The following is a 23,603-nucleotide window of genomic DNA, read 5'->3' on the forward strand; positions in this document are numbered from 1 at the left end:
AAAAAACGTCACGAGTTAGCGACGCAGAATTCACCCGTTTTCGATTTGCCATCCCATGCCTAAATCCGACAGATGCCTTTGAACCCGGCCGGGGTAGTCAGATACGATTGCATCCACGCGCAGGCCGATCATCCTGTCTATTTCTTCGTGCTCATTGACCGTCCAAACGGCAACACATAGGCCCAGATCTTTTGCGCGCGCCACATTTTCAGCTGTTACATCCGCGTAGTACGGGCACCAAAGCGAACCGCCAGCTTGCTTGACCAAATTTGGAATTTCATCGTGACGACCGCGAAAGTCTGGGCAAACCGCTTTCGAGGAATCCTCGCCCACTTCGTCCTCGTTTTCCGGAAGCTGCGTAAGGTAAGAAGACGGCATATCCGGAGCCTGTCGCTGGCATTCTTCTAAAAGGTTCCAATCAAAACTGTGTAAAACCGCGCGCGTAGATAGACCTTTGGCGCGAACCTCCCGAAGAACTCGCCCAACAAAGTTCTCTCGATAAATCGCATCGTTAGCCAGGTCAGGGTCCGACTTCAGTTCGAGCATCAGATAGGCATCGCTGTATTTTGGTTCGGCTACCAAGTCGAGCAAGTCTATCAGCCTTGGGACACGAACGCCGTCCAGTTGCGCCTGATCCGGGAAGCGTTGACCATAGTCAGAATGCCCGTCTAACCGTCCAATATCGAATTGCTGGATTTCGTCGAAAGTCAGAGATGAGACTTTCGGCTCCTCTCCAGAAAGAAACAGGCCATTGGCGTCGCGAAAGCCAGATGCGTGCAGACGATGATTGTGGGTAATAACCGGAACGTCATCAGCCGTCAGAACGACATCGAATTCAAGAAGCGGTACGCCAATGGACAGCGAGAAATCAAAGCCAATCATGCTGTTTTCAGGCAAAACGCCTCTTGCCCCTCGATGCCCCACAACACGGATCAAGTTGCTACCACCACGAAATGCTTCGACCTGCGGAAACGCCATTAGCCGCCCAACCTTTCCCCGGTTGATTGGTCAAATAGATGCATGTGCTCTGGGACGACCGAGAACCGCATGTTCGGATGCCGGCCTTCGATCGGGTGGACGCCCGGTAGGCTTATCGTGATCGCTCCGCCGCCTATCGCGAGTTGACCATGCAACAGAGTGTTGGCCCCTAACGGTTCCGCCATTTGAATCGTCGCTTCTAGCGGACCACTATCGTCCAACAACAGGTGCTCTGGGCGGATCCCCAGCTTCAACGCGCTATCGGGACCCGCAGATGGGCCAACTTCTATTTCACCGATCTTGACTGTCCCGTTTTCACGCCGCGCATCAAATACATTCATCGCGGGGCTGCCAATGAACTGTGCCGCGAACAGAGTTCTCGGTGTTTCGTAGACCTCTAACGGCGTCCCAATCTGCTCGGCAATGCCACCATTCATCACGATCATCCTGTCGGCCATCGTCATGGCCTCGACCTGATCGTGGGTCACATAGAGCGCCGTGATCCCCAGCTTTTCCTGGAGTTCGCGAATTTCCAGACGCATCTGAACCCGCAGCTTGGCATCGAGGTTCGAAAGTGGCTCATCAAACAGAAAAACCGCTGGCTCGCGGACAATAGCCCGACCCATCGCCACCCTCTGACGCTGGCCGCCTGATAGTTGTCTGGGTTTGCGATCCAACAAGGGTTCCAGCTGCAATAGCTTGGCGGCTTCGGTCACCTTCTGATCAATCTGCTTCTTTGGCAGCCCGGCGATTTTCAGGCCATAACCCATGTTCTGGCGCACGGACATATGTGGGTAGAGTGCGTAGTTCTGGAATACCATCGCGATATCGCGGTCCATCGGCTCTTTGTCGTTGGCCCGTTCCTCTCCGATCCGGATTTCGCCGGACGTTACAGTTTCCAGACCTGCAACCATCCGTAAAAGCGTGGATTTTCCGCAACCCGAAGGACCAACGATCACAATAAACTCACCGTCAGCAATCTTTATGTCGATGCCATGAATGACATCCGTCGGGCCAAAGCTCTTTTTGACGTTTTCCAGGGATACTGTTGCCATTATTACTTCTCGCTATCGACAAGGCCGCGGACAAAAAGCTTTTGCATAGACACCACCACGATGACCGGAGGGATCATCGCCAGAATGGAAGTCGCCATGATCGTCGGCCAATGCGCAAAATCATCGCCGGACGGGAACATCTGTTTGATCCCCATCACGATGGTATTCATTTCAGGATCAGTGGTGATAAGCAGCGGCCAGAGATATTGGTTCCACCCATAGATAAACAGGATCACGAAAAGCGCCGCGATGTTAGTCCGGCTCATCGGCACCACGATATCGATGAAGAACCGCATCGGGCGGGCACCGTCCACGCGGGCGGCTTCGGCAAGTTCATCCGGGATCGTCAAGAAAAACTGCCGGAACAGGAACGTTGCCGTGGCCGAAGCGATAAGAGGGAAGATCAACCCATAGTAGCTGTTGAGCATTCCAAACCCGGCGACAACTTCGAACGTAGGAACGATACGGACCTCGACCGGCAACATTAACGTCAGGAAGATTAGCCAAAAGAACGTTGTCCGCCCAGGAAATCGGAAATAGACAATTGCAAAGGCTGACAACAACGAAATAACAATCTTGCCCACTGCGATCCCGATGGCCATTACGAGACTGTTGAACAGCATCGTTGCCACAGGGACGTTTATGCCAGAGAACAGAGCCGCCTTGTAATTCACCCAGAATTGATCACCTGGCGCGACCGGCATGGGCGGCGAGACGATCTCGGCCTGTGTGACAGTCGAGGCGACAAAAGCCAACCAGATCGGGAAAAAGATGATCAGAACGCCGAGGATCATGAAGGCGTGGGTCAGCCATATCCCCGCGCCACGTTTCTCGACCATACCGTTCTGTTGGGTTGCCATCAGTAATGCACTCTCTTTTCCACGTACTTGAACTGGATGACGGTCAATAGGCCGACCACGATCAACAGAATGACTGACTGCGCCGAGGACGAACCTAGATCCTGTCCAACGAACCCATCTGAGAAAACTTTGTAGACCAGAATGGTCGTCGCCTGCTGCGGCCCTCCCCCGGTGATTGTGTGAATTACACCGAAGGTTTCAAAGAAGGCATAAACCACATTCACCACCAGCAGGAAGAACGCTGTCGGAGACAACAGCGGCAGAACAATGGTGAAGAACCGACGCCAGAAGCGCGCGCCGTCGATCGCGGCCGCCTCGATCACAGATTTTGGAACCGACTGCAACGCCGCGAAAAAGAACAAGAAGTTATAGCTAATGCGCCCCCAGGCTGACGCGACTACAACCAAGCCCATAGCCTCAGTGCCGTTCAAAACATGGTTCCAGTCGTAACCGAGTTGGCCGAGGTACCACGACACGACGCCAACGCGCGTGTTGAACATGAATAGCCACAGCACACCTGCGACCGCAGGAGCGACCGCATAGGGCCAGATTAGCAATGTTCGATAAACACCCGATCCTTTGATCAGGCGATCTGCGATAACTGCCAGAAACAAGGCAGGTATCATCGAACACAGTGTCACGAGCGTCGAAAACACCGCCGTTGTCACGAAAGAGGCGCGGTAGAACTTGTCACTCAGCAGGAATTCAAAGTTGCCGAGCCCCACGAATTGGGACGACAGCCCAAAAGGATCAGGTATGAACAGAGACTGCCAAACAGCCTGACCGGCGGGATAGAAAAAGAAAACAGCGGAAATGATGACCTGAGGGGCAATGAGCGCCACTGGCAAGAGCCAGCCGCGAAAGGTGACGCGTTTTTCCATCCTGAGAACCCACCGATGAAACAGAATGCGGGCCCTGAACAGGCCCGCATCGAGTTACGAATTATTAATTGGCGGACTCGAACCGGCGCAGCAGTGCGTCACCGCGTTCTTTCGCACTGTCCATCGCTTCCTGAGCGGTCTTTTCACCGGACCAGACGGCCTCGAGCTCTTCGTCGATAATGCCGCGAATCTGGTCAAACGACCCCAGACGCAGACCCTTCGAATTCGCGGTCGGTTCTTTCGCGGTCATTTGGATCACGGCAATATCGGTGCCTGGGTTTTCGTCATAGAAACCCGACGCGCGTGTTGCATCACCTGCTTCGGCCGTGATCGGAAGATAGCCGGTGTTCTGGTGCCAGGCCGCCTGAACATCTGAAGAAGAAAGGAAGCTCAGGAACTCGCCAACGCCTTTGTATGCCTCAGGGTCGTGACCCTCGAGGACCCAAAGCGACGCGCCACCAATAATGGTGTTCTGCGGTTCACTCACGACGGTTTCCCAATAGGGCAGCGGGCGCACATCAAAGTTGAACTCAGCTTCCGAGCTGATACCGGCATAACCGGCCGAGCTTTCGGTGAACAAGGCGCATTCTCCAGCCCGAAAATTCGCGCCGCCTTCGTTTCTGCGACCAGTGTAAATGAACTTGCCGTCCTTGGCCCAGTCACCCATTGCGGTCAGGTGCGCAACCTGTGTCGGGCCATTCAGCATCAACTCGGTATCCAGTCCGGCAAAACCGTTATCTTGCGAGGCGAATGGAACGTCGTGATAGGCAGACAGGTTCTCGAGGTGGATCCAGCTTTGCCATGCGGTCACCAGCGGACAGTCTTCGCCGCCTGCCTTCAGCTGCTCCAGCACGTCGCCAACTTTTTCCCAGGTCGATAGATCTGTGTCCGGATCAACGCCCGCCGCTTCGAAGGCATCTCGATTGACCCACAAAACCGGTGTGGACGAGTTGAAAGGCAGCGACAGCATGTCCCCGTCCGTGGTCGTATAGTACCCTTTTACAGCGCCGATGTATGCGTCAGGGTCAAACGACGCACCGCTCTCAGCCATCACTTCATAGACGGGTTTGATTGCACCTTCAGCCGACATCATCGTAGCCGTGCCCACTTCGAAAACCATCAGAATGTGGGGCTGCTCACCAGCGCGGAATGCGGCAATACCCGCATTCAGAGTTTCTGAGTAGTTACCTTTGTGGCTTTCGACCACAACGAACTCATCCTGACTGGCATTGAACTCCTCAACCTGCGCTTTCACAAGCTCACCCAATCGACCGGTGAAGGCATGCCAGAACTGAACTTCAGTTTGCGCCATCGCCGCCACGGGGGACAACGCAGTGGTTACGGCGAGCGCGCCGAGAAAGTGCTTTTTCATAATTCCTCCCATGCATCAGTGTTGATGCTTCGTTGAATACCGACAGCAACGCGTAATCGGCACACATGGCGATTTCCCGACGTTAACGTCACAATTTTATAATTCAAGCATTTAATTTTTGAGAAAAAAATAACATTACATTATAAACTTGCAAAGCAAACAACGAACCAGGTTCAAAGCATGAGTCAAACTTTGAGGATCCGCCAATTGGAAGCGCTCATGGCAGTTTCTACAAATGGGTCGGTCACTGCTGCAGCTACGGATCTTGGGATAAGCCAGCCTGCGGTCAGCCGACTGCTTTCTGATCTGGAAAAATCGCTTGGCTTTCAACTTTTTGATCGCCGTGAAGGTCGCTTAGTGCCTTCGCAGGAAGTGCGTTATCTGCAACCCAGCGTAGAGCGTGTTTTGGAATTGATGAAGCAAATCTCGGATGTCAGTCAGGACATAACGAAACGCAAAGCGGGACACATCCGCATCGCATGTTTGCCTGGGTTCGCCACCAGTCACCTTCCCAACGTCATCGCCAAGTTTTTAGAACATCGGCCAGGTGTAACAATGACGATCGAACCAGACAGACCGGAACGCATTCTCGAGTGGATGATCGGTGAGCAATATGATTTCGGAATCACAGATAGTTTTAACGGGCATCCGGCCGTCGAAAGCAGAGACATCGATGTCCGCACAGTTTGCGTGTTTCCTACCGGACATGAATTGGAAGAACTCTCCGAGGTGTCACCTACGGATCTTGCGAATGCCAAGATTATTCACACACGGCGCGACAGCGACTTTTTTGGGAAACTCTCAAAAGCGTTTCAAAGCGCCAACGTCAAACTCAATTCCCACATCGAAGTCAGGCAGTTCACGGCGGCTTGTGAATTAGCTGTAAAGGGTGTTGGGATTTCCGTGGTCAGCGAGTTGGACGCGGTCCAATACGCAGACAACGGATTGAGCTACCGACCGTTCAAACCGCTCTTGTCACATACGCTTTCCCTTGTGCGTCCGATTTTGAAGCAACCGTCATTGGTGACGCTAGAGTTCATCGAGCAGTTCCAAGAGAGCTTAGCCCCGTTCAAGGTAGGCAAACTCCATCACTGACTGTAGGGCGGCAAACGCCGATGTTCGCTACCAGTAAGCCGTACATTTTCGATCTTCATAGCTTGAAACCAAAACTTGAATATTTGGAATAGCCCTCGAGATCGATCTCGGATTAACAGTCAAAAACGGCGAAAAGCCGAGTGGTTCTGCAATTGAGCATGGATGATTTAGTTCCTAATCCTAAGGCACTTTAGCGCCCGCTTTGTCCGCAAAGCGGACATTAAACCAAAGTTTCCGAATGTCCGCTATTGGCTTGAAGGGGATATTCGAACCCGGAACCCTAGTTCTATTGTCTCCAACCAACGGCTAGTGGACCTACCTCAACAAAAGTAGCTTTGGAAAAAACGTCACAGAAAGTGCGAGAGGCTCGCAGGCTTGCATTCGACCTGCTGAAGGGGTGCCAAGGGGCGGGGCGTGGAGTTCGCCTGTGAAAGCAAGGTCCCGACTATGCAAGGTCAACAACGGATGTATTCTGTTAAGGCATGGTCGCCATGTGGTCGCCACTTGTTGGGCGATCTGAAAAAGCATCACGTAAATTATTGATTTTGTGGTGCTGCTGGAGAGAATTGAACTCTCGACCTCTCCCTTACCAAGGGAGTGCAACACCATATCCGTCACCAGCACAACATCACTTGCAAGACGCACAAGCTGCGATCCACCGCCACCACCAACACCCAACGCATGACGCAGAAGTGCCCATTTTGTCAGTGGGTTGAGTGTCGCATGCCGTACCATGAAGTGCAACATGCGGCATGTTCAGCAGTGCACGTGACATGCAAGGCAAACACACGATGTGATGTGCCAAACATTGTCAGAAGTGCAGTGCGGTGCAGCGGAAGTGCAGCGGAAGAACCAGAGCACCTGTGATCAATCCTTGCTGGACTTCAGCAACACTCCCCCGCCCAAACCCAAAACCCAGTTCCCTGCGCGGTGGCCCTGCAGGGGTGATGTCATGCGTCCCCCTGTATGGCTGTTATCTGATCCCACTTATCCAACCTGTCCAACATTTCTCTTTAGTTTTGTTTGAAGGCACCACGGCTAGTAACGAACTAGGCCGCCCTATTTAAAGCAAACTTCAGAGCGAGGTTGCCTAGGTCGGATAGGTTGGATCATGCTTCCACCGTCCGGCAATCTTATTGTAGGAGACATCCTAGAAGATCGGTCGGCTGTCTGCTTCGAGCCCAAAGCTGCCGGTTCTCGAGACGCCCCAATTTCTTGGAGCGTCCATATGCGCCATAAGACATTTGCTCGTCTGGTCTAAACTTCCAAGACTACTCCACGAGTTCCAAGTCACCGGGCCGCCAGCTTTTGTCGAACCACGGTTCAAGTGGGCCGTAAAGACGCATCATGACATTGAAGCTTCGTCCGGGGACCGTTTGCGCCCAGTTGTTTTCCCAACCTTCAGGCGCTTCCGGTCCGAAATAAATGCTGAAGCTACCATCATCGTTCGGCTTGATTCCGGGCCTGTTGGAGTCGATCCCTCCGGCTTGTTGGTCCGTTTCCAAGATCGAACGAGTCTGCCCACTATAGAGCATAAACGACGCAAAGTTTTTGGCAGGAACCGGCGCGGGAAGCGTTACCTTGTAGGTCTTTGAACCATCGAGGTACTCACCATCTTTGTCGCGGGCCGTCATCGCGTACACTGAACCAGTGCCGACTGGCGGGGCGGTCATGGCAGGTGTGATACCGGTAGCCATGTAGAAGAAGTACGTCCGGTCGTCGAGAATACGCGCGCCATCCTCTAGGAACAAATAGCTTTGACGCTGGAACGGCGAATTCCATTGACGATCTTCATAGAAATACACGCCCGGATCGCGTGAGGCGTATGTGATGGCACGCGCTGTTGCGTTTGCGATGGCGGCTGCTTCTTTGAAGATGCCCTTCATTCTGGCATCCGGTTCGAACGGTTCGCCTTTCTTGATGCCAATGGAAGCAAATGTCCCAACAATTTCCGGATCAAAAGCGCCGACCGGATTGTTATCCAAAGCTACATGAATCTCCTCGAAGAAGTCTTCGTTGTTGGCATGGACAGTGTTGTGCTGAACGCCGGAGATATTGATGAAATTCTCTGGTGGCGGATTATCGGCTGCGCTGAGCGGATAGATATTCAATCCGGCCTTGATCTCTGCAACTGGTCCTGTTGTGTCACCATCTGCTCCGGGGGAACGACGCAGCAGCAACCAGTGTTCATTTGTTCTTGTACGAAGTTCAAAATACCCTTCTGGCACTGCAGTTTCATCGTCGTGATGCATCAACAGGTATTTCCCGCCTTCGCCTTTGTCTGCACCAAGCGCGCCAATATCGGCGACGTAGTCGAACCCGGCATCGTCCAACAGACCCAACATGCCTGCCGGCACCTCGATGACCATCGGGCCTTCGGAGATATCAACGTTGGAACCAACGTAAATTGTCGTTGTGTTTGGCGTCAGCCAGATTGATCTGGCATCCAATAAGTTCTCTGCAATGACGACATCATTTGGTTGTGCGCCTACATCTTCATAACCTTGGAACATTCCACGCAGAGACGCGATTTTCATGCCATCAAGAAAAGCAGTAGTTGCGCGCATCAAGTCCAGATTGTCGAAGACTTTCTCAACCGTAGCTGGTGAAGGCATGCCATCGAAAAACTCAAGTGTGCCAAGTGTCTCTGTTTCCACTCTATCCGGTGTCAAAACGTTTTCAGGTACTATTGCAGCAAACTCTCTGTCGGATTGGGGAGGCAATGCGACTTGTTCGTTTGTACCCTCATTCTGTTGTATCATGTCTTCGTTCAACAAAACGAACTCCACGCGCCGGTTCAGCGCGCGTCCTTCTTCGGACAAGTTCGAGGCGACAGGCGCGATTGGACCTGCGCCCATGGCGACCAGACGTTCCGCTGCGACGTTGTAGGGTTCGCCCATCAGTGCATTGCGTACGGCCGCCGCACGGCGCTCAGCGAGGTCAATGTTGTAAGCAAAGTCACCCACCGAGTCCGTATGGCCCACGATCGCCAGTCGCATTTCAGGCAGCGTCGCCATCGCGCTGGCAACTTTGAACAACACCTCTGGGGACGTGCCGGTCAGCGCGTCACTGTCGGTCTCAAAAAAACCGCCGCTCATTGAGACGCGACCATCTTCGCGCAAAGCGGACACAACCGCTTCATCTGTCAGTTCACCGACCGCTCGTGCTCTTTCTTGGCCAAATTGTTGCGCATGAAGTGGTCCCGTAGTGACTGCGAGTGCAATCGCAATCGCTGTCATACAAGTCTTTACGTTTCTCATTTTGCTTCTCCCATTTTTGCCTTTGTGCGCTTTTCGCGACTTGGCACTTTAGTGTTTGTTTTGGAGAGACGGCGTCCCGAGGTATACACCGCCTCTCCAATTGCTGACCAATTGGTTGGTGCCAATACCGGTCAGTGTCCGAATTCAATTGCCAAAAAGTTCAGCTACTCGACCTTCTTGAGATCTCCGAGCATCCAGCCGCTTTCCAGCCAGCCCTCTTCAGGGCCGTAGAGGCGGAACAGGAGGAAGTAGGGCTCGGTGGTTGGGATCCAGTTGCTTTCCATGCCCTCTGGCGCTTCAGGCCCGAAGTAGATGTCGTAAGAACCATCTTCGTTTGCTTGCATCGTGTCGGTGTCGCGCTCTGAAAGTCCCACAGGATCGACGTTGCGGATGAAACTCTTGGTCTCCATCGAATAGACAATGACTGACCAGAAATCCTCGGCGGGTGTGTCTGCTGGCACGTTCAGCTTGTAAGTCTGATTGTGGTCATACATCTCACCTTCGCTGTCGCGCAGCCCAGTTAAGTAGAACGTCCCGCCGCCAAGTTTTTTCGGCAAATAGGTAATCCAGAAATAGCTTCCGCCCGCACGGGCATCGACAAGCACCTCGGTTTCGGTTTCGTACGGGAAACCTGCTTCAGGTTGACCCTCAGCGAAGTCCCAGATCAGCCATTGGCTTTTCATATCCCCGTTTTCATCCACCCAAAGCGGTATCATCGCCTTACCGGGTGTTACGAAGTACTTCTGCATCGAGGCATAGGCCAACAACAGCCCCTCTTCCATCGCCTGTAGCTGCTGTTCCGTTGGTTCGAACGGCTTACCTTTCTCAATGCCAAGGTCCTTAAGAAGGTTCACCATGACCTTATCTTGAGGGCGGACCGGATTGTTCTGGACGTAGTCGTTTAGGTCCTGAAAGAAGGTTTCGTTGTAATAAGGCAGCGAGTCGTAGGGTACTTCCGACGCTTCGTGATAGGTGTTTGGCGGTGGGTTATCGGCCTCCGAAAGGTAATAGACCTTGATTGTCTGCGCATATTCCGCGGCATCTGCATCTGTTCCCCCATTGGTCAGCTTTGGACGGAATGAAAATCCGTACTCATAGGTGTCAGTCTCAAACGGAAAATACCCAGCTTCGGTCAGTTCCTCGATCGACATGTCACCGTCATAGTCGGGTGGTAGCATGAGATATTTACCACCCTCTCCTTTGTCGAACCCGTCCGGACCAACATCGGCAATCGGCACGTCCCAAGCGTTCACAATCGTACCGAAGTAATTAACCTTGTCGGTTGCCGCCGGGACCTCGATCACCAACGGCCCGGGCTCAGACGTCATCGAGGCCCATGCGTAAGCTGTCACATCATTGGCCGTCAGAAACCCGTGTTTGGAGTCGAACGGTTTATTAAGGTACACAATGTCGTTGTAGTCTCCGCCCAGATCGCGGCGAATACCTTTCGGGAAATCAATCATACCAGCGGCGGGCATTCCCCAGATTGCGGTTTGTGTCGCGCGCTGGACCATAATTTTGTATTCGATGTCTTCGACCTGCGCCGAGCGCGCGAGGATGTCGCCTGTGTCGTTAAATTCCTGCGCCTCGACCTGAGCAGCGACGCTGCCGACGCAAACGGCCGCAACCAAACACTTGGTCGATAAGTTTGTGAACAATGTGCCCATCTGTTTCATTCGTGACTACTCCCTTGAGATTTTTGGGAGACTTGCACATCCGGAACGCAGATGCGTATCATTTCACGACAGATGTTTCTTTGGGGATCTCAATGACGCTACCACCGATGATTTCAGCGAAGGCGCTCGGCGCGATGCCGCAGTTTGTCTACGAGGTCGCCGGTGAAAAACGATTAGAGAAGGCCATGGAGGCCGCTGACCTTCCGCATCACTTTATCGAAGAACGGTCGGGGTACATTTCTGAGCATTCATTGGCGACATTCGTCGAGCAGGCGGCTCGATCGGCGGGCCATCAAAACATTGGCTTGCTTTGGTCTCCTTACCTAACAGTCGCAGACTACGGGCTTTGGGGAGAGTATGTCCTGTCCGCGCCTACGTTGGGAAACGCACTACGTCGCGCAACATCAGTTATGCCTTTCCACTCATCAGTTGATCGCGCATGGCTGGAAGCCTCTGGCCGACGCTCGCGCTACTGCTACAAATTCGGAATGCCGGAGCACCCCGCTTATGCTGATATAGCTTTTTCCGCGATCGGCGTTTTCCTGAGTATTTTTCGCGAGTACTTAGGGAGGGGATGGACGCCTACCGCAGTTCTCTTGGATTTTGCAAAAGTACCGAACTCGGTCGAAGTCGAGGACACATATGGGTGTCCCATAGTTTGGAACGCACCAAGGTTAGGTGTGGAATTCGAAAGCTCATTGTTTTTGGTCGAGAACAGAAGGCAATATCGTGTTCGCGGTTTTGTGACGGTTGACGATGTTGCGAGGGAACGCGTCGGTGGTCCACCTGAAACAATAGCTGGTCAGGTTGCCGCAATAGCCCGACAGCAACTCCACCACAAAGAAATCTCGGTTGACGCAACAGCTCGCGCACTCGGGCTTGGTGTTCGCACTCTTCAAAGGAAGCTAGATGAAGAAGGCGCGCAATTCCGTCGCATAGTAACCGATGTTCGCGTAAGCCGGGCGAAAGAGTTACTTTCATCGCAGTCTGGCACCATCGCCGATATTGCTACTGCGCTGGGATACGAGACCGCCAACAACTTCAGTCGTGCATTTAAGACCGCCACTGGCGTCTCGCCATCTGAGCACCGAATACTTGGGCGCGATAGGTTCTAAACCGTCTGAAAATGCTTTAGCACCACCGACGGCTTTGTCCGCTGAACGGTCGTATATCTGGACTATCTCGAACGTCCGGACTCGGCAGAAGCAGTCAATCGCAGAAAACGAACAGGAGTCACCGTGCGCCACCAAGGCGTTACTGCGTCGTTTTGGGTGTTCGTTGCAGCAACCACGCAACTCAACCAGACACAGTCCGCCAATCTAAGTGTCGCGTAGCCAACTGAACTGAGGGCACGTCCATCTGCCGGTGTTCGCGAGCGGCTTCTCGCCACCTTTGATCCAGCCATTCCGCAAGTCGTATGGCTTCGCCGTAACGTCCAGTCGCCTGTAACCACGCCGCTGCGTCTCGTAAGGACATGATGACTCGGTTGTTCGAGATGCGCTTTGCGGGCGGTCCCTTACCTCTCGCTCGAGACATTCGAAGTGTGTTTGGCTTAATCCCAGTAACCCGGCAGAATTCATGAGCGTAGATGGTGCCGTCGTATCGGATCATCTGGGTTAGCGTAGGGGCAGAAGCGATTGCAGCACCTGAGTGCCCGGCTGAACTCGGCGCGTGGCCTGTCGCTGTATCGCTGACGCTCTCTGTTCTTGGCATCTTGCCTCCTGCCTTCGAAGGCTCTGGTTGGATCTGATCAACTGGGTGCAATGGTATCATCAGTCGGCATGATTGCCATGCTTGGCCGCTAATGATCCGACATATCCAACTTATCCAACTTGAATAAGATATTGACCGATAACTATCCCTCCCATGGAGTAGTAATTCTCTTACGCAACTTCGTACTTATGTCTTCCAAGTTGGATATGTTGGATAGAAAATGGACCACAATACGCGGTAGAGGCAGACACGGTAATGCAGTGTAAGCCATTGTCCCACAACACTTTTATATTGACATCGGATGAAACATCATACACCATGAAGACACCGCACTTCAAAGTGTGAGATGCCTCTCGGGTCAGGCTCGAAGGCCATAACCGCAGGAAACTGCGAGACCAGCATGTGACACTATCGATCACTGCGGATTCACCAATAATCAGAAGCCGGGGCGAGGTGCTGTTGTATCTCCGCCGTTAGAAAGGAATTCGCCATGAACGCGAAGACTTATTCAATCGATGAATTCTGCCATGTCTTTGGTCTTAGCAGATCGTCGTTCTACCGACTGCGGAAAGCCGGATTGGGTCCGCGTGTTGCCCGGATCGGGGGCCGTGTAGTCGTTCCCGCTGCCGCTGCTGACAAATGGCTGGCTCAGTACACTGAAGCTGCAGTCTAAAAGAAACCCGCCAACTCTAGATGAGCAGCGGGTCAGGTCACGTCTGAGACAAAAGTAACCAGAAACTTCTCGCTATTCAACTTCAGTTGGCCCCGGGAAAGGGACCAAAATGGCCAAGCTTCCTGAAACCAGGGAAGAGGTTATCTTCTACATGAACCGACGGTATGCGATCGTGCCAGTAGGTGGAAAAGTCTTCATCGTCGAAATCGCGGAAGATCCAGTTCTGAGACGCAAACGAGTCAATTTCTTTAGTGAGCGCGCCTTACGCCTAAAGCTCTCAAACCGGGTTATTGAGGTGTACAGGAATGGACGCACCGAACCCGACTATGTGTCTTGGGTTGATGTCTGGCTAAACAGCGGAAATCGGCGGCAATACCGGGGCGTCGTATTCGATCCACAACATGGGCATAACAGCTTTCTTAATTTATGGTTTGGCTTCTCGGTTGAACCTAAATCCGAAGATGCGAGCAGATTTCTCTCTTTTGTGCGAGAGGTCATCTGTAGTTCTGACGAACAAGCGTATCAGTATCTCATGTCGTATTTCGCACACATGGTACAACGGCCACGTGAACTACCAGGCACGGCTATCGTCCTACTTGGAAGCCAAGGCGTAGGCAAAGGCTTTTTTATGCAGCAAATGGGTGCGCTTGTTACGAACCACTACGTCCAGATAACACAGGCAAAACACTTGACCGGAAGCTTTAATGCGCATCTGGCCAATGCGTTGCTTGTGTTCGCCGACGAGGGATCGTTCACCCGCGCATACGCGGCAAACATACTGAAGTCCCGCATCTCAGAACCAACGTTCATGATGGAACAGAAAGGGATCGACGCAGTGCCTGTGGCCAATTTTATGCGATTGGTAATTGCAAGCAATGAAGAGCATGTTATTCGCGCGCAATTTGCGGAGCGTAGATATGCTGTTTTGAGCGTGTCCGACGAAAAGCAAGGAGACACAGCCTACTTCGCCGATCTGGCTCGTTTCATGGAAGATGGTGGACGAGGGGCCCTTATGCGGGTTCTATTAGATTGGGATCTGTCGGATGTGGAAATAAGGACGGTGCCAAAAACGCGTGCGTTGGTCGAGCAAAAGATGCTCTCCATGACCGAGCTTGAGCGATGGTGGTTCGAACGTTTGCATGCTAGCGTCCTTCCGGGCTATTCCACTGGATGGCCTCGGCAGATTTCGATCCGCAGCGTTATGAATGACTTTGAAGACTTTTGTAATGGCATGCGTGCTCGTGGAAGAAGCCTCGAAACTCAGGTCGGTAAGTTCTTGAAACGCGTGGTGCCTGGAATTGAGAACACCCGACCGGGTGGAACACGCAGCTACGTCTTCCCATCGCTGGCTGAGTGTCGGGCCGCTTTCGACCGAGCGACAGGTGTTTCGTGGGATTGGCCGAACGAAGATGAAGAGAAGTAAAACTCGTCATAAAACTGGGGCGGCGCTTAACTCGCTGCCCCAGAAAATATCAAACAACGGAATGCATGTGCAGCTTCGCAACAATGTCATCGGTCTGTAGATGAACATATCGCTGAAGCATCTGCAGTGATCTGTGGCCGCTGACCTGCTGGACCTCGATCAGCGACAATCCGTGTTCAACCAACCTACTGATGGCTTCATGCCGCAAGTCATGAAATCGCAAGTCTTCGGCATGGGCGCGTCTGCGTAAGCGATCAAACCCCTGTCGCACACAGTCGCCGCTCAGTGGAAATACGCGATCATGGTTGCGCGACATTGCCAATAAGGTTTCGACGGCAACGGGCGACAAGGGCACCGTGCGAGCATGACCATTCTTGGTCTTTGGCAACAGTGCCGTGCATCGTTGCAGATCAACGTACCGCCACTCCATCGCGAGCAACTCGCCTCGACGCATGGCAGTCTCAACCGCTAGCACAAGAAGCGGACGAAGCAGCTTGTTGCGGTCTTGGTCACATGCCTGCATCAAGCGTGGCCACTCGCCAGCTTGCAGCCGTCGTTCCCTTCGATCATCAACGCGCGGTCGTTTGACCTGCTGGACAACGTTGATTGTTCCTGCCTCAAGAGAGTGGCCGACCGCACCCTGCAAAAGTGTCAACTCACGGACGACTGTACTTGAAGAGACTGCCGTCAGCCGCTGATCTCGCCATTTAGAAACTTGGGCCGCCGTCAACTCTGCAAGCCTCGCACGAGTGAATAACTCGTCACGCCGCAAGATGGCGTTGATGCTTGCCGTCTCGTTCGCGCAACTTCGATGCGATGGCACCACCTTGTCACGGAACGCAACCAGTGCGTCTGCAAGCGTGCGCGTGTCTGCTTCAACTGGCTTTGTGCTTGTCGGCTGGTGCAACTCGCCACGTTCTGCACGCATCTCGGCATCTCTGGCCCACTTAACTGCGTTGGCTCGCTTGGTGAACGACTTGCTTGCACTCTTGCCGTCCTTGCGCACCGTTGCCTGCCACTTGCCGCTTGTTCTCTTGTTGATCGTCGCCATCTCGCATCATCTCCTTTGTGCGATGAAGGGCGATCTGCGTGCAGCGATACGGCTGTCAGTGCAGCGGAGGCGCAGCGCACATACCTGTGACCAACTCCACTAAGTACGTGTAGTGCCTGCAAGTGCTTGATGTTGAGGTGATTTTATGGTGCTGCTGGAGAGAATTGAACTCTCGACCTCTCCCTTACCAAGGGAGTGCTCTACCTCTGAGCTACAGCAGCGCTGTGGGCGGGTGATTAGACTCAAACGAAACGGGGCGCAAGGGTGTCTGGACGGTTTTTTTCACCTCCTGTAGAGAAAGATCATGGCAGATAGAAATACACCCAAAAAACATGGCAAATCCGGGGATGCGCGCGAAGAGCGGCTGAAAGCGGCGCTGAAAGCGAATATGGCGCGGCGCAAGGCGCAGGCCAAGGCGCGCGCGACCCAAACCGACAAAGCCGATAAGGACGAGGGATAAGAGCAGATGGATTCGATTCTGGTGACGGGCAACGGGCCGCTGAACGGTCAGATTCCGATTGCGGGGGCCAAGAACGCGTGTCTGACGCTGATGCCCGCGACCTTGCTGAGCGAAGAACCGCTGACGCTGACCAACGCGCCGCGGCTCAGCGACATCAAGACCATGACCGCCCTGCTGCAATCTCTGGGGGCCGAGGTGTCTTCGCTGCAGGACGGGCAAGTGCTGGCGATGTCCAGTCACGACCTGACCAGTCATACGGCGGACTATGAGATCGTGCGCAAGATGCGGGCGTCGAATCTGGTTCTGGGTCCGTTGCTGGCACGGTTTGGAGAGGCCGTCGTATCGTTGCCGGGCGGGTGCGCGATTGGCGCGCGACCAATGGACCTGCATGTAGAAGGGCTCGAGGCGCTGGGCGCCGAGATTGAACTTGAGGACGGTTACCTGCACGCCAAGGCGCCCGGTGGATTGAAAGGCGCGGTGCATGAGATGCGCTTTGCCTCTGTCGGCGCGACTGAAAACATCGTCATGGCGGCCACGTTGGCCAAGGGGACCACAGTTCTGAAAAACGCCGCGCGCGAGCCCGAGATCGTGGATCTGGTCGAATGTCTGCGCAAAATGGGTGCGCAAATCTCGGGTGAGGGCACCTCGACCATCGAAATTCAGGGCGTGGATCGACTGCACGGCGCGACCCATCAGGTTGTGACCGACCGCATCGAGTTGGGCACCTACATGCTGGCCCCGGCCATCTGCGGTGGTGAGGTCGAGTTACTGGGTGGTCGGATGTCGCTGGTCGATTCCTTTGCCGAAAAGCTGGATGCCGCAGGTATCAGCGTATCGGAAACCGACAAGGGTCTGAAAGTGGCGCGCAAGAATGGGCGCGTGCGAGCCGTGGACGTGATCACCGAACCGTTCCCGGGTTTTCCAACCGACCTGCAGGCACAGATGATGGCGCTGATGTGCACGGCCGAGGGCACCTCGGTTCTGGAGGAACGTATCTTTGAGAACCGCTTCATGCACGCACCCGAACTGGTGCGTATGGGAGCGAATATCGAAGTGCACGGCGGGACGGCCACGGTGACTGGTGTGGATCAGCTCAAGGGCGCGCCGGTTATGGCGACGGATCTGCGGGCCTCGGTCTCGTTGATTCTGGCGGGGTTGGCGGCTGAAGGCGAAACAACGGTCAGCCGGGTCTATCATTTGGATCGCGGATATGAACATGTGGTGCGCAAGCTGGAAGGTGTGGGTGCCAAAATCGAACGGATCAAGGGCCAATGACAGACGCAAGTTTTCACGACGGGCGTGAGGCCCCGCTGAACCTCGGCGCCGAGGATTCAGATGACCTGCAGGTGATTTCGACTCTGACGCAGGACGCCGTTTTTCCGGTGACCGAGATGACATGGCAGCCGTCGCAGCGCCGGTTTGGCCTGCTGCTGAATCGCTTTCGCTGGGAGGACAAAGACGCCGCTACCCGCCGGGGGCGCGCATTCGAGCGTGTGCAGTCGGTGCTGGTGTTCGATTCGGTACTCGCGGTGGCCAGCCAGGGTGTCGACCGCAGCGAAAAGGACATGGTGATGTCCCTGCTGTCGGTTGATTTCGAAGCAGGCGAGGATGGTGCAGGCCAGATCATCCTAACGCTGGCAGGGGACGGCGCGATCCGTCTGACGGTTGAGGCGATTGACGCCACGCTCAAGGATGTGACGCGCCCCTATCAGGCCCCGTCGGGGCAGGCACCGCACCATCCGGAATAAGCGCGGCATATCGCAGGCGTTCTCCGGACCTCCGGCGGGGCTGGAGTTGCGTCGTGCGACCGTATTTGACGTGTTCGATCTGAGCCGAGTTCTGATCCGCTCGATCACCCAGCTTTGTCAGGCGGACCACCGGGATGACCCGCAGGCCATCGCGAAATGGACGGCGAACAAGGACCCGGTGTCGATCCGGGACTGGATCAGGGATGGAGCGCAGATTTGGGTAACCGAACGTGCAGGGCAGGTGGCTGCCGTGGGTGGCTTGCGCGAAGATGTGATCACGCTGCTTTATATCGACCCGGATCACACCGGGCATGGCATCGGGACGGCTTTGCTTCATCAACTGGAACAGGAATTGATCGTATCAGGCCACACCGAAGCCCGGCTTGAGGCGACACAAACGGCGCAGGCGTTTTATCGACGGCACGGATGGCAGGCCACCGGGCAATGCGGCGCGCGCGGTGACGTTTCTTGTTTCGCCATGCGCAAATCGCTGCATCCGGCCAAGAAGGGTTGAGGCCAGTCCTTCCCGGCGATATGTCCCGATCAAACGCCCCGGAGAGCCAGACCATGCCCGTTTTTCTCGATACCTCGTCGCCCGAGTTCGAAACTGCCTTTCAGACACTGTCGTCGGCCAAGCGAGAAGACAGCCCGGATGTGGATGCTGTCGTAGCGGACATCATTGAGGATGTGCGCAACCGGGGTGACAAGGCGGTTATTGAGCTGACGGCGAAATTCGACCGGCTGGAACTGACGCCTGACACGTTGGCCTTTTCCGCGGATGAGATTGCGGCAGCAGTCGCGCAGGTCTCGGACGCCGACCGTGCCGCGTTGGAATTGGCCGCCGAGCGCATCCGCGCCTATCACGAAAAACAGATGCCCGAGGATGTCCAATGGACCGACGCCGCCGGAGCGACCCTGGGATGGCGCTGGTCGGCGGTCTCGGCGGCGGGGCTTTATGTGCCGGGTGGTCTGGCCTCTTACCCGTCTTCAGTTCTGATGAATGCAATCCCGGCCAAGGTGTCTGGGGTCGAGCGGCTGGCTATTACGGTGCCGACACCGGACGGGCAGGTGAACCCTTTGGTCCTGCTGGCGGCGCAATTGTCGGGCGTGGATACGATCTATCGCATCGGTGGTGCGCAGGCGATTGCGGCGCTGGCCTATGGCACCGAGTCCGTCGCGCCGGTGGACAAGATCACGGGCCCCGGCAACGCCTTTGTCGCCGCCGCCAAACGCCGGGTTTTTGGCAAGGTGGGCATCGACATGATTGCGGGGCCGTCCGAAATCCTTGTTATCGCGGATAAGGATAACGATCCCGACTGGATCGCGCTGGACCTTCTCAGCCAGGCCGAGCACGACGAAAGCGCGCAGTCGATCCTGATCACCGATGATGCCGGGTTTGGGCAGGCGGTGGCAGAGGCCGTCGAGAAACGTCTGAAAACCCTGCAGCGCCGTGCCATCGCCGGGGCAAGCTGGCGCGATTTCGGCGCGGTGATCACCGTGCGCGATCTGGATGAGGCTGCAGCGCTGTCAAACCGCATCGCCCCGGAACACCTCGAGCTTTGCGTTGCGGATCCGGTCGCGCTCAGCCAGAAAACCATCCATGCTGGCGCGATCTTTCTGGGTCAATACACGCCCGAAGCCATCGGAGATTATGTCGGCGGCCCTAACCATGTGCTGCCTACGGCGCGGTCGGCTCGGTTTTCCTCCGGCCTCAGCGTGATGGATTTCCTCAAACGCACCACACTCAGCCAGATGACGCCCGAGGCACTGCGGGCCATTGGTCCCGCGGCGGAGCAACTGGCGCAGTCCGAAAGCCTCGAGGCGCATGGGTTGTCGGTGACGGCGCGGCTCAAGCGTCTGAACGGCTGATGTGGCGTGAAGGCGCAGGAATTATGGCTATCTGTGCGTTGCCGAACGAAAGACGTTGATATAGGTCTGTGCAGACCCGAAAAACTGTGACCGTTAAGATGACCCGCATTTCGCATATCGAACTTGATGACCGTAACCTGCCTCCGCCGACCCCCGAGATCGAGCAGGAGCGCAAGGTTGCCATCTATGATCTGCTGGAAGACAACAGCTTTGCGCTGCCCCAGCGCGAAGATCGGGCGATACCGGACGGTCCGTATCACGTTCAGCTGTCGATCCGCGACAAGCGGCTGGTGTTTGACGTTGCCACTGAGGCCGAGGAAAAAGCGGCCGAATTCCATCTGTCTTTGGGTCCGTTCAAACAGGTGGTCAAAGATTACTTCCAGATCTGCGAAAGCTATTTCAACGCGGTCAAGACCCTGCCGCCCAGCCAGATCGAAACCATCGACATGGCCCGGCGCGGCATCCACAACGAAGGCAGCCGCGTGCTGCAGGAGCGGTTGGAAGGAAAAGCGGATATCGACACCGACACCGCTCGCCGCCTGTTCACGCTGATCTGCGTGCTGCACTTCGGGGGCTGACGGGTGACGCCTCTGCCGCAGTCGGTTCTGTTTTGTTGCGACCACAACTCGGTCCGGTCACCGATGGCCGAAGGCATCATGAAAAAGTTCTATGGCACTGGGACCTATGTGCAATCTGCCGGCGTGCGCAACGACTTTGAAATTGACGGGTTCTGCATTTCGGTCTGCCAAGAGATCGATGTCGAGCTTTCCCGCCACAGAACGCGCTCGTTTGATGAAATGCAGGAATGGGGCGATGACCTCAGCTCCTTTGACTTGGTGGTTGCCCTGTCGCCCGCCAGCCAGCGAAAAGCGCTGGAACTGACTCGGATTTTTCACCTGGATGTCGATTATTGGCCAATAATGGACCCTACCGGGCTGGGCGAGAATCGCGAAGAGAAGTTACATCACTACCGACAGACCCGCGATCAGATCATTGGGCATCTGAAAGAACGTTGGGGCGAACCTACGGAGTGACCATGAACCAGACCGTCAAAGCATATTTTGAGGCTTTCAACGCAGGCGATGTCGATGGAATGTTGGCCTGTCTGTCCGACGACGTGGCCCATCACGTAAACGAAGGCCAGATCCGCGTCGGTAAAGAGAAATTCACCGCCTTCTGCGATCACATGAACCGCTGCTACCGCGAGAACCTGACCGATATCGTGGTGTTCGAGGCCGAAGGTGGCACCCGCGCGGCGGCCGAGTTCATCGTGAATGGGACCTATCTGGAAACCGATGAGGGCCTGCCCGAGGCGCATGGTCAGGCCTATCGTCTGCCCGCCGGGTCGTTCTTTGATCTGAAGGACGACAAGATCACCCGCGTCACCACCTTCTATAACCTTGCCGACTGGACCAAGCAGGTCTCGAATGGCTGAGGCCACCGCCGTCCGCCCCCTGACCGGAGTGGCGCTTGAAGCTGCTCTGGACGATGTGGCCCGTTTGCGGATCGAAGTGTTTCGGGCGTGGCCGTACCTGTATGACGGTGATCTGGATTATGAACGCAAGTACCTGCAGTCCTATCGCGACAGCGACAAGGCGATTGTCGTCGGCGCCTTTGATGGAGATCGCCTGATCGGGGCCTCAACCGGGGCCCCTCTGACCGATCACGCCGATGATTTCGCTGCCGCCTTTGAAGGAACCGGGCTGGATCTGTCAAAGATTTTCTACTGCGCAGAGTCAGTTCTGCTGCCAGACTATCGGGGGCAGGGTGTTGGCCACAAATTCTTCGACCTGCGCGAAGCCCACGCCCGTCGCCTCGGTTTTTCCAAATGTGCATTTTGCGGCGTTCAGCGTCCAGCGGATCATCCGATGCGGCCGGAGAGCTATCGACCACTTGATGCTTTTTGGCGCGCGCGGGGTTATGAGCCTCTGTCCGGTGCGGTAGCACAGTTTTCATGGAAGGATATCGGCGAAGAAGGGGAAACGCCCAAGCCGTTGCAATTCTGGATCAGGGATTTGTGAGTTTTACCGGTTCGCCCGACGAACAAAACGCCCCCTTTGTTGAGCGCGATTGCCATGTTCATTCGGATGGCAGCCAAATTCGTGTGACTTCCTGCCAGCTATCTTGCGAGTATCCTGTTCGTCCCCACGTTGGCTTCAAATTGATGAGGCCGATCCATGATTGATGACGAACCACAGCCCGCCGACTACTACGACACGCGCAATATCTGGACGCTTGATCCAACATCGGCTGATAAGCAAGTCCACGACAGGTTTGCCGCAGAAGTGGCCAACCTTGTGCACGTATTGGATGACAACAAGCCGATGTTGTCCCGGGACGTTTACGCGAGGTTTTTTGGCTCATTGTTGGAGATGTCTCGCGTGCTGGGAGAATATGAAGAGGGTTGGAGCCGCAGGTTGTGAGCTCCTAATGCCTCGGGAACTCATGATTGCCCAAGACGTTTCGAATTCCGGGAAATTGGCCTGTACAGTCGGTGAGGTCACCTTCTAATGTCGCGCAAGATTTTCTTGCAGGGACGTAAATATGAAAGTCGCAACCGCTGCATATGATCTCGACTGGCTCGACAGTTGGGCGCAGTACGAGGACAAGCTGGACCGCTGGGTTTCTGAGGCCGCAGTGCAAGGGGCTGAGTTGCTGGTCTTCCCCGAATACGGCGCAATGGAATTGTCTACCTTGGATGGGGCCGAAGTTGCGGGCGATCTGGAGCGTTCCATACGCGCAGTTTCGGACCGGATGGAGGCAGCGCAGACCCTGCATCAGCGCCTTGCGCAGGAATACAGAACCTACATTCTGGGCGCATCGGCTCCGGTCGTGGATGGCTCGGGTCGCCCTGTGAACCGCGCCGCGTTCTATGCGCCGGATGGCGGACAGGATCATCAGGATAAACAGATCATGACCCGGTTCGAACGCGAGGATTGGGATATCTCGCCCGGGGGGCCGCTGAAACTGTTCGACACCGCTTTGGGCAAGATCGGTGTCCTGATCTGTTACGACAGCGAGTTCCCCCTGCTAGGTCGGGCTCTGCAGGAAGCCGACTTGATCCTCGTCCCATCCTGCACCGAGGCATTGGCCGGCTACTGGCGCGTTCGTATCGGAGCGATGTCGCGTGCATTGGAAAATCAATGTGTTACGGTGATGGCCTCTCTGGTCGGCAACAACGACTGGTCAGAAGCGGTGGATATGAACACCGGTGCTGGCGGCGTTTTCGGCCCGCCCGACAAGGGCTTTCCCGCGACCGGAGTGCTGTCCGAGGGCACCCTGAACCTGCCCGGCTGGACCTATGCGGATGTCGACTTGTCGGCCATTGCAGAAGTCCGTGCCGGCGGAAATGTGCTGAACCGAACCCATTGGGAGGAGCAATCCCCCAGAGTCGATTCAGTCACAATATCCCCCCTTTAGGTGATTCCGCCCTTGAAATAAGCCGAAAATGGGCTCATTTAAGCGCACATCCCCGTGGATTCTGCGGGT

23 protein-coding genes and 2 tRNA genes are annotated in these 23,603 nt (G+C 55.2%); 15 read left to right on the top strand and 10 right to left on the bottom strand.

Features of this window, described 5'->3' with window-relative positions:
* Nucleotides 1-30 precede the first annotated feature (30 nt).
* From ACR0ER_RS11015 to ugpB, 5 genes are all read right to left on the bottom strand, one after another.
* Nucleotides 31-978: a glycerophosphodiester phosphodiesterase family protein gene (locus ACR0ER_RS11015; RefSeq protein ID WP_480768961.1), complete on the bottom strand. Its 948-nt coding sequence runs from the start codon at nucleotides 976-978 to the stop codon at nucleotides 31-33.
* Nucleotides 978-2,033, bottom strand: coding sequence for a sn-glycerol-3-phosphate ABC transporter ATP-binding protein UgpC (gene ugpC / locus ACR0ER_RS11020; RefSeq protein ID WP_480768962.1), 1,056 nt, complete (start codon nucleotides 2,031-2,033; stop codon nucleotides 978-980). Before ugpC ends, ACR0ER_RS11015 begins: the two co-directional genes overlap by 1 nt.
* Before the next feature lie 2 nt (nucleotides 2,034-2,035).
* Nucleotides 2,036-2,872, bottom strand: a complete 837-nt coding sequence (gene ugpE, locus ACR0ER_RS11025) for a sn-glycerol-3-phosphate ABC transporter permease UgpE (protein ID WP_480769092.1) — start codon at nucleotides 2,870-2,872, stop codon at nucleotides 2,036-2,038.
* Nucleotides 2,873-2,892: 20 nt separating this feature from the next.
* Nucleotides 2,893-3,774: a sn-glycerol-3-phosphate ABC transporter permease UgpA gene (ugpA, locus tag ACR0ER_RS11030; RefSeq protein ID WP_480768963.1), complete on the bottom strand. Its 882-nt coding sequence runs from the start codon at nucleotides 3,772-3,774 to the stop codon at nucleotides 2,893-2,895.
* Between the two features lie 64 nt (nucleotides 3,775-3,838).
* Complete coding sequence (gene ugpB, locus ACR0ER_RS11035) at nucleotides 3,839-5,146, bottom strand: sn-glycerol-3-phosphate ABC transporter substrate-binding protein UgpB (protein WP_480768964.1); 1,308 nt, start codon at nucleotides 5,144-5,146, stop codon at nucleotides 3,839-3,841.
* A gap of 180 nt (nucleotides 5,147-5,326) precedes the next feature.
* Between ugpB and ACR0ER_RS11040 the strand changes: the two genes are divergently transcribed.
* A complete protein-coding gene (locus ACR0ER_RS11040; RefSeq protein ID WP_170334018.1) occupies nucleotides 5,327-6,241 on the top strand; it encodes a LysR substrate-binding domain-containing protein in 915 nt (304 codons plus the stop codon).
* Nucleotides 6,242-6,789: 548 nt separating this feature from the next.
* Here the strand turns inward: ACR0ER_RS11040 and ACR0ER_RS11045 are convergent.
* From ACR0ER_RS11045 to ACR0ER_RS11055, 3 genes are all read right to left on the bottom strand, one after another.
* A tRNA-Thr gene (locus ACR0ER_RS11045) sits at nucleotides 6,790-6,863 on the bottom strand.
* A 649-nt stretch (nucleotides 6,864-7,512) separates the two neighbouring features.
* Nucleotides 7,513-9,501: a DUF1214 domain-containing protein gene (locus tag ACR0ER_RS11050; RefSeq protein WP_170816809.1), complete on the bottom strand. Its 1,989-nt coding sequence runs from the start codon at nucleotides 9,499-9,501 to the stop codon at nucleotides 7,513-7,515.
* Nucleotides 9,502-9,665: 164 nt separating this feature from the next.
* Nucleotides 9,666-11,177 carry a DUF1214 domain-containing protein gene (locus ACR0ER_RS11055; RefSeq protein WP_480768965.1) on the bottom strand — a complete coding sequence of 504 codons (1,512 nt, stop codon included), beginning with the start codon at nucleotides 11,175-11,177 and terminating at the stop codon, nucleotides 9,666-9,668.
* A 92-nt stretch (nucleotides 11,178-11,269) separates the two neighbouring features.
* Here ACR0ER_RS11055 and ACR0ER_RS11060 point away from each other — a divergent pair, with 92 nt between their 5' ends.
* The 3 genes from ACR0ER_RS11060 to ACR0ER_RS11070 all read left to right on the top strand — a co-directional run bounded on the left by ACR0ER_RS11060 (nucleotide 11,270) and on the right by ACR0ER_RS11070 (nucleotide 14,986).
* A complete protein-coding gene (locus ACR0ER_RS11060) occupies nucleotides 11,270-12,292 on the top strand; it encodes an AraC family transcriptional regulator (protein ID WP_170816810.1) in 1,023 nt (340 codons plus the stop codon).
* 1,088 nt (nucleotides 12,293-13,380) lie between these two features.
* Nucleotides 13,381-13,563, top strand: coding sequence for a helix-turn-helix transcriptional regulator (locus tag ACR0ER_RS11065; RefSeq protein WP_170825388.1), 183 nt, complete (start codon nucleotides 13,381-13,383; stop codon nucleotides 13,561-13,563).
* Nucleotides 13,564-13,672: 109 nt separating this feature from the next.
* On the top strand, nucleotides 13,673-14,986 hold the full coding sequence (locus ACR0ER_RS11070; protein WP_480768966.1) for a DUF5906 domain-containing protein: 1,314 nt from the start codon (nucleotides 13,673-13,675) through the stop codon (nucleotides 14,984-14,986).
* A 49-nt stretch (nucleotides 14,987-15,035) separates the two neighbouring features.
* Here ACR0ER_RS11070 and ACR0ER_RS11075 read toward each other — a convergent pair whose 3' ends face one another.
* Together ACR0ER_RS11075 and ACR0ER_RS11080 are read right to left on the bottom strand one after the other, a co-directional pair.
* Nucleotides 15,036-16,037, bottom strand: a complete 1,002-nt coding sequence (locus ACR0ER_RS11075) for a site-specific integrase (RefSeq protein ID WP_170825386.1) — start codon at nucleotides 16,035-16,037, stop codon at nucleotides 15,036-15,038.
* 146 nt (nucleotides 16,038-16,183) lie between these two features.
* Nucleotides 16,184-16,258: transfer RNA gene (locus tag ACR0ER_RS11080), tRNA-Thr, on the bottom strand.
* Nucleotides 16,259-16,341: 83 nt separating this feature from the next.
* On the opposite strand from ACR0ER_RS11080, the gene ACR0ER_RS11085 reads away from it, so the two are divergent.
* The 11 genes from ACR0ER_RS11085 (at nucleotide 16,342) to ACR0ER_RS11135 (ending at nucleotide 23,534) form a co-directional block, all read left to right on the top strand.
* Nucleotides 16,342-16,497, top strand: a complete 156-nt coding sequence (locus tag ACR0ER_RS11085) for a hypothetical protein (RefSeq protein WP_170327942.1) — start codon at nucleotides 16,342-16,344, stop codon at nucleotides 16,495-16,497.
* A 6-nt stretch (nucleotides 16,498-16,503) separates the two neighbouring features.
* The gene (gene murA, locus ACR0ER_RS11090) at nucleotides 16,504-17,772 is read left to right on the top strand and encodes a UDP-N-acetylglucosamine 1-carboxyvinyltransferase (RefSeq protein WP_480768967.1); all 1,269 of its coding nucleotides are present in this window, start codon (nucleotides 16,504-16,506) and stop codon (nucleotides 17,770-17,772) included.
* On the top strand, nucleotides 17,769-18,245 hold the full coding sequence (locus ACR0ER_RS11095; RefSeq protein WP_480768968.1) for a DUF2948 family protein: 477 nt from the start codon (nucleotides 17,769-17,771) through the stop codon (nucleotides 18,243-18,245). The genes murA and ACR0ER_RS11095 overlap by 4 nt, the downstream gene beginning before the upstream one ends.
* A 46-nt stretch (nucleotides 18,246-18,291) precedes the next feature.
* A complete protein-coding gene (locus tag ACR0ER_RS11100; RefSeq protein WP_480768969.1) occupies nucleotides 18,292-18,759 on the top strand; it encodes a GNAT family N-acetyltransferase in 468 nt (155 codons plus the stop codon).
* A 53-nt stretch (nucleotides 18,760-18,812) separates the two neighbouring features.
* Nucleotides 18,813-20,114: a histidinol dehydrogenase gene (gene hisD, locus ACR0ER_RS11105; protein ID WP_480768970.1), complete on the top strand. Its 1,302-nt coding sequence runs from the start codon at nucleotides 18,813-18,815 to the stop codon at nucleotides 20,112-20,114.
* 98 nt (nucleotides 20,115-20,212) lie between these two features.
* Nucleotides 20,213-20,692 (top strand): UPF0262 family protein, encoded by a 480-nt coding sequence (locus tag ACR0ER_RS11110; protein WP_480768971.1) that lies wholly within the window; start codon nucleotides 20,213-20,215, stop codon nucleotides 20,690-20,692.
* A gap of 3 nt (nucleotides 20,693-20,695) precedes the next feature.
* Nucleotides 20,696-21,148 (top strand): arsenate-mycothiol transferase ArsC, encoded by a 453-nt coding sequence (locus ACR0ER_RS11115; protein ID WP_170332357.1) that lies wholly within the window; start codon nucleotides 20,696-20,698, stop codon nucleotides 21,146-21,148.
* A gap of 2 nt (nucleotides 21,149-21,150) precedes the next feature.
* Nucleotides 21,151-21,549 carry a ketosteroid isomerase-related protein gene (locus ACR0ER_RS11120; protein WP_480768972.1) on the top strand — a complete coding sequence of 133 codons (399 nt, stop codon included), beginning with the start codon at nucleotides 21,151-21,153 and terminating at the stop codon, nucleotides 21,547-21,549.
* Complete coding sequence (locus ACR0ER_RS11125) at nucleotides 21,542-22,135, top strand: GNAT family N-acetyltransferase (RefSeq protein WP_480768973.1); 594 nt, start codon at nucleotides 21,542-21,544, stop codon at nucleotides 22,133-22,135. Before ACR0ER_RS11120 ends, ACR0ER_RS11125 begins: the two co-directional genes overlap by 8 nt.
* A gap of 156 nt (nucleotides 22,136-22,291) precedes the next feature.
* On the top strand, nucleotides 22,292-22,537 hold the full coding sequence (locus ACR0ER_RS11130) for a hypothetical protein (RefSeq protein ID WP_480768974.1): 246 nt from the start codon (nucleotides 22,292-22,294) through the stop codon (nucleotides 22,535-22,537).
* 121 nt (nucleotides 22,538-22,658) lie between these two features.
* Nucleotides 22,659-23,534, top strand: a complete 876-nt coding sequence (locus tag ACR0ER_RS11135) for a carbon-nitrogen hydrolase family protein (RefSeq protein WP_480768975.1) — start codon at nucleotides 22,659-22,661, stop codon at nucleotides 23,532-23,534.
* Nucleotides 23,535-23,603: the final 69 nt, after the last annotated feature.

This window comes from Ruegeria sp. CH8 (assembly GCF_056536985.1).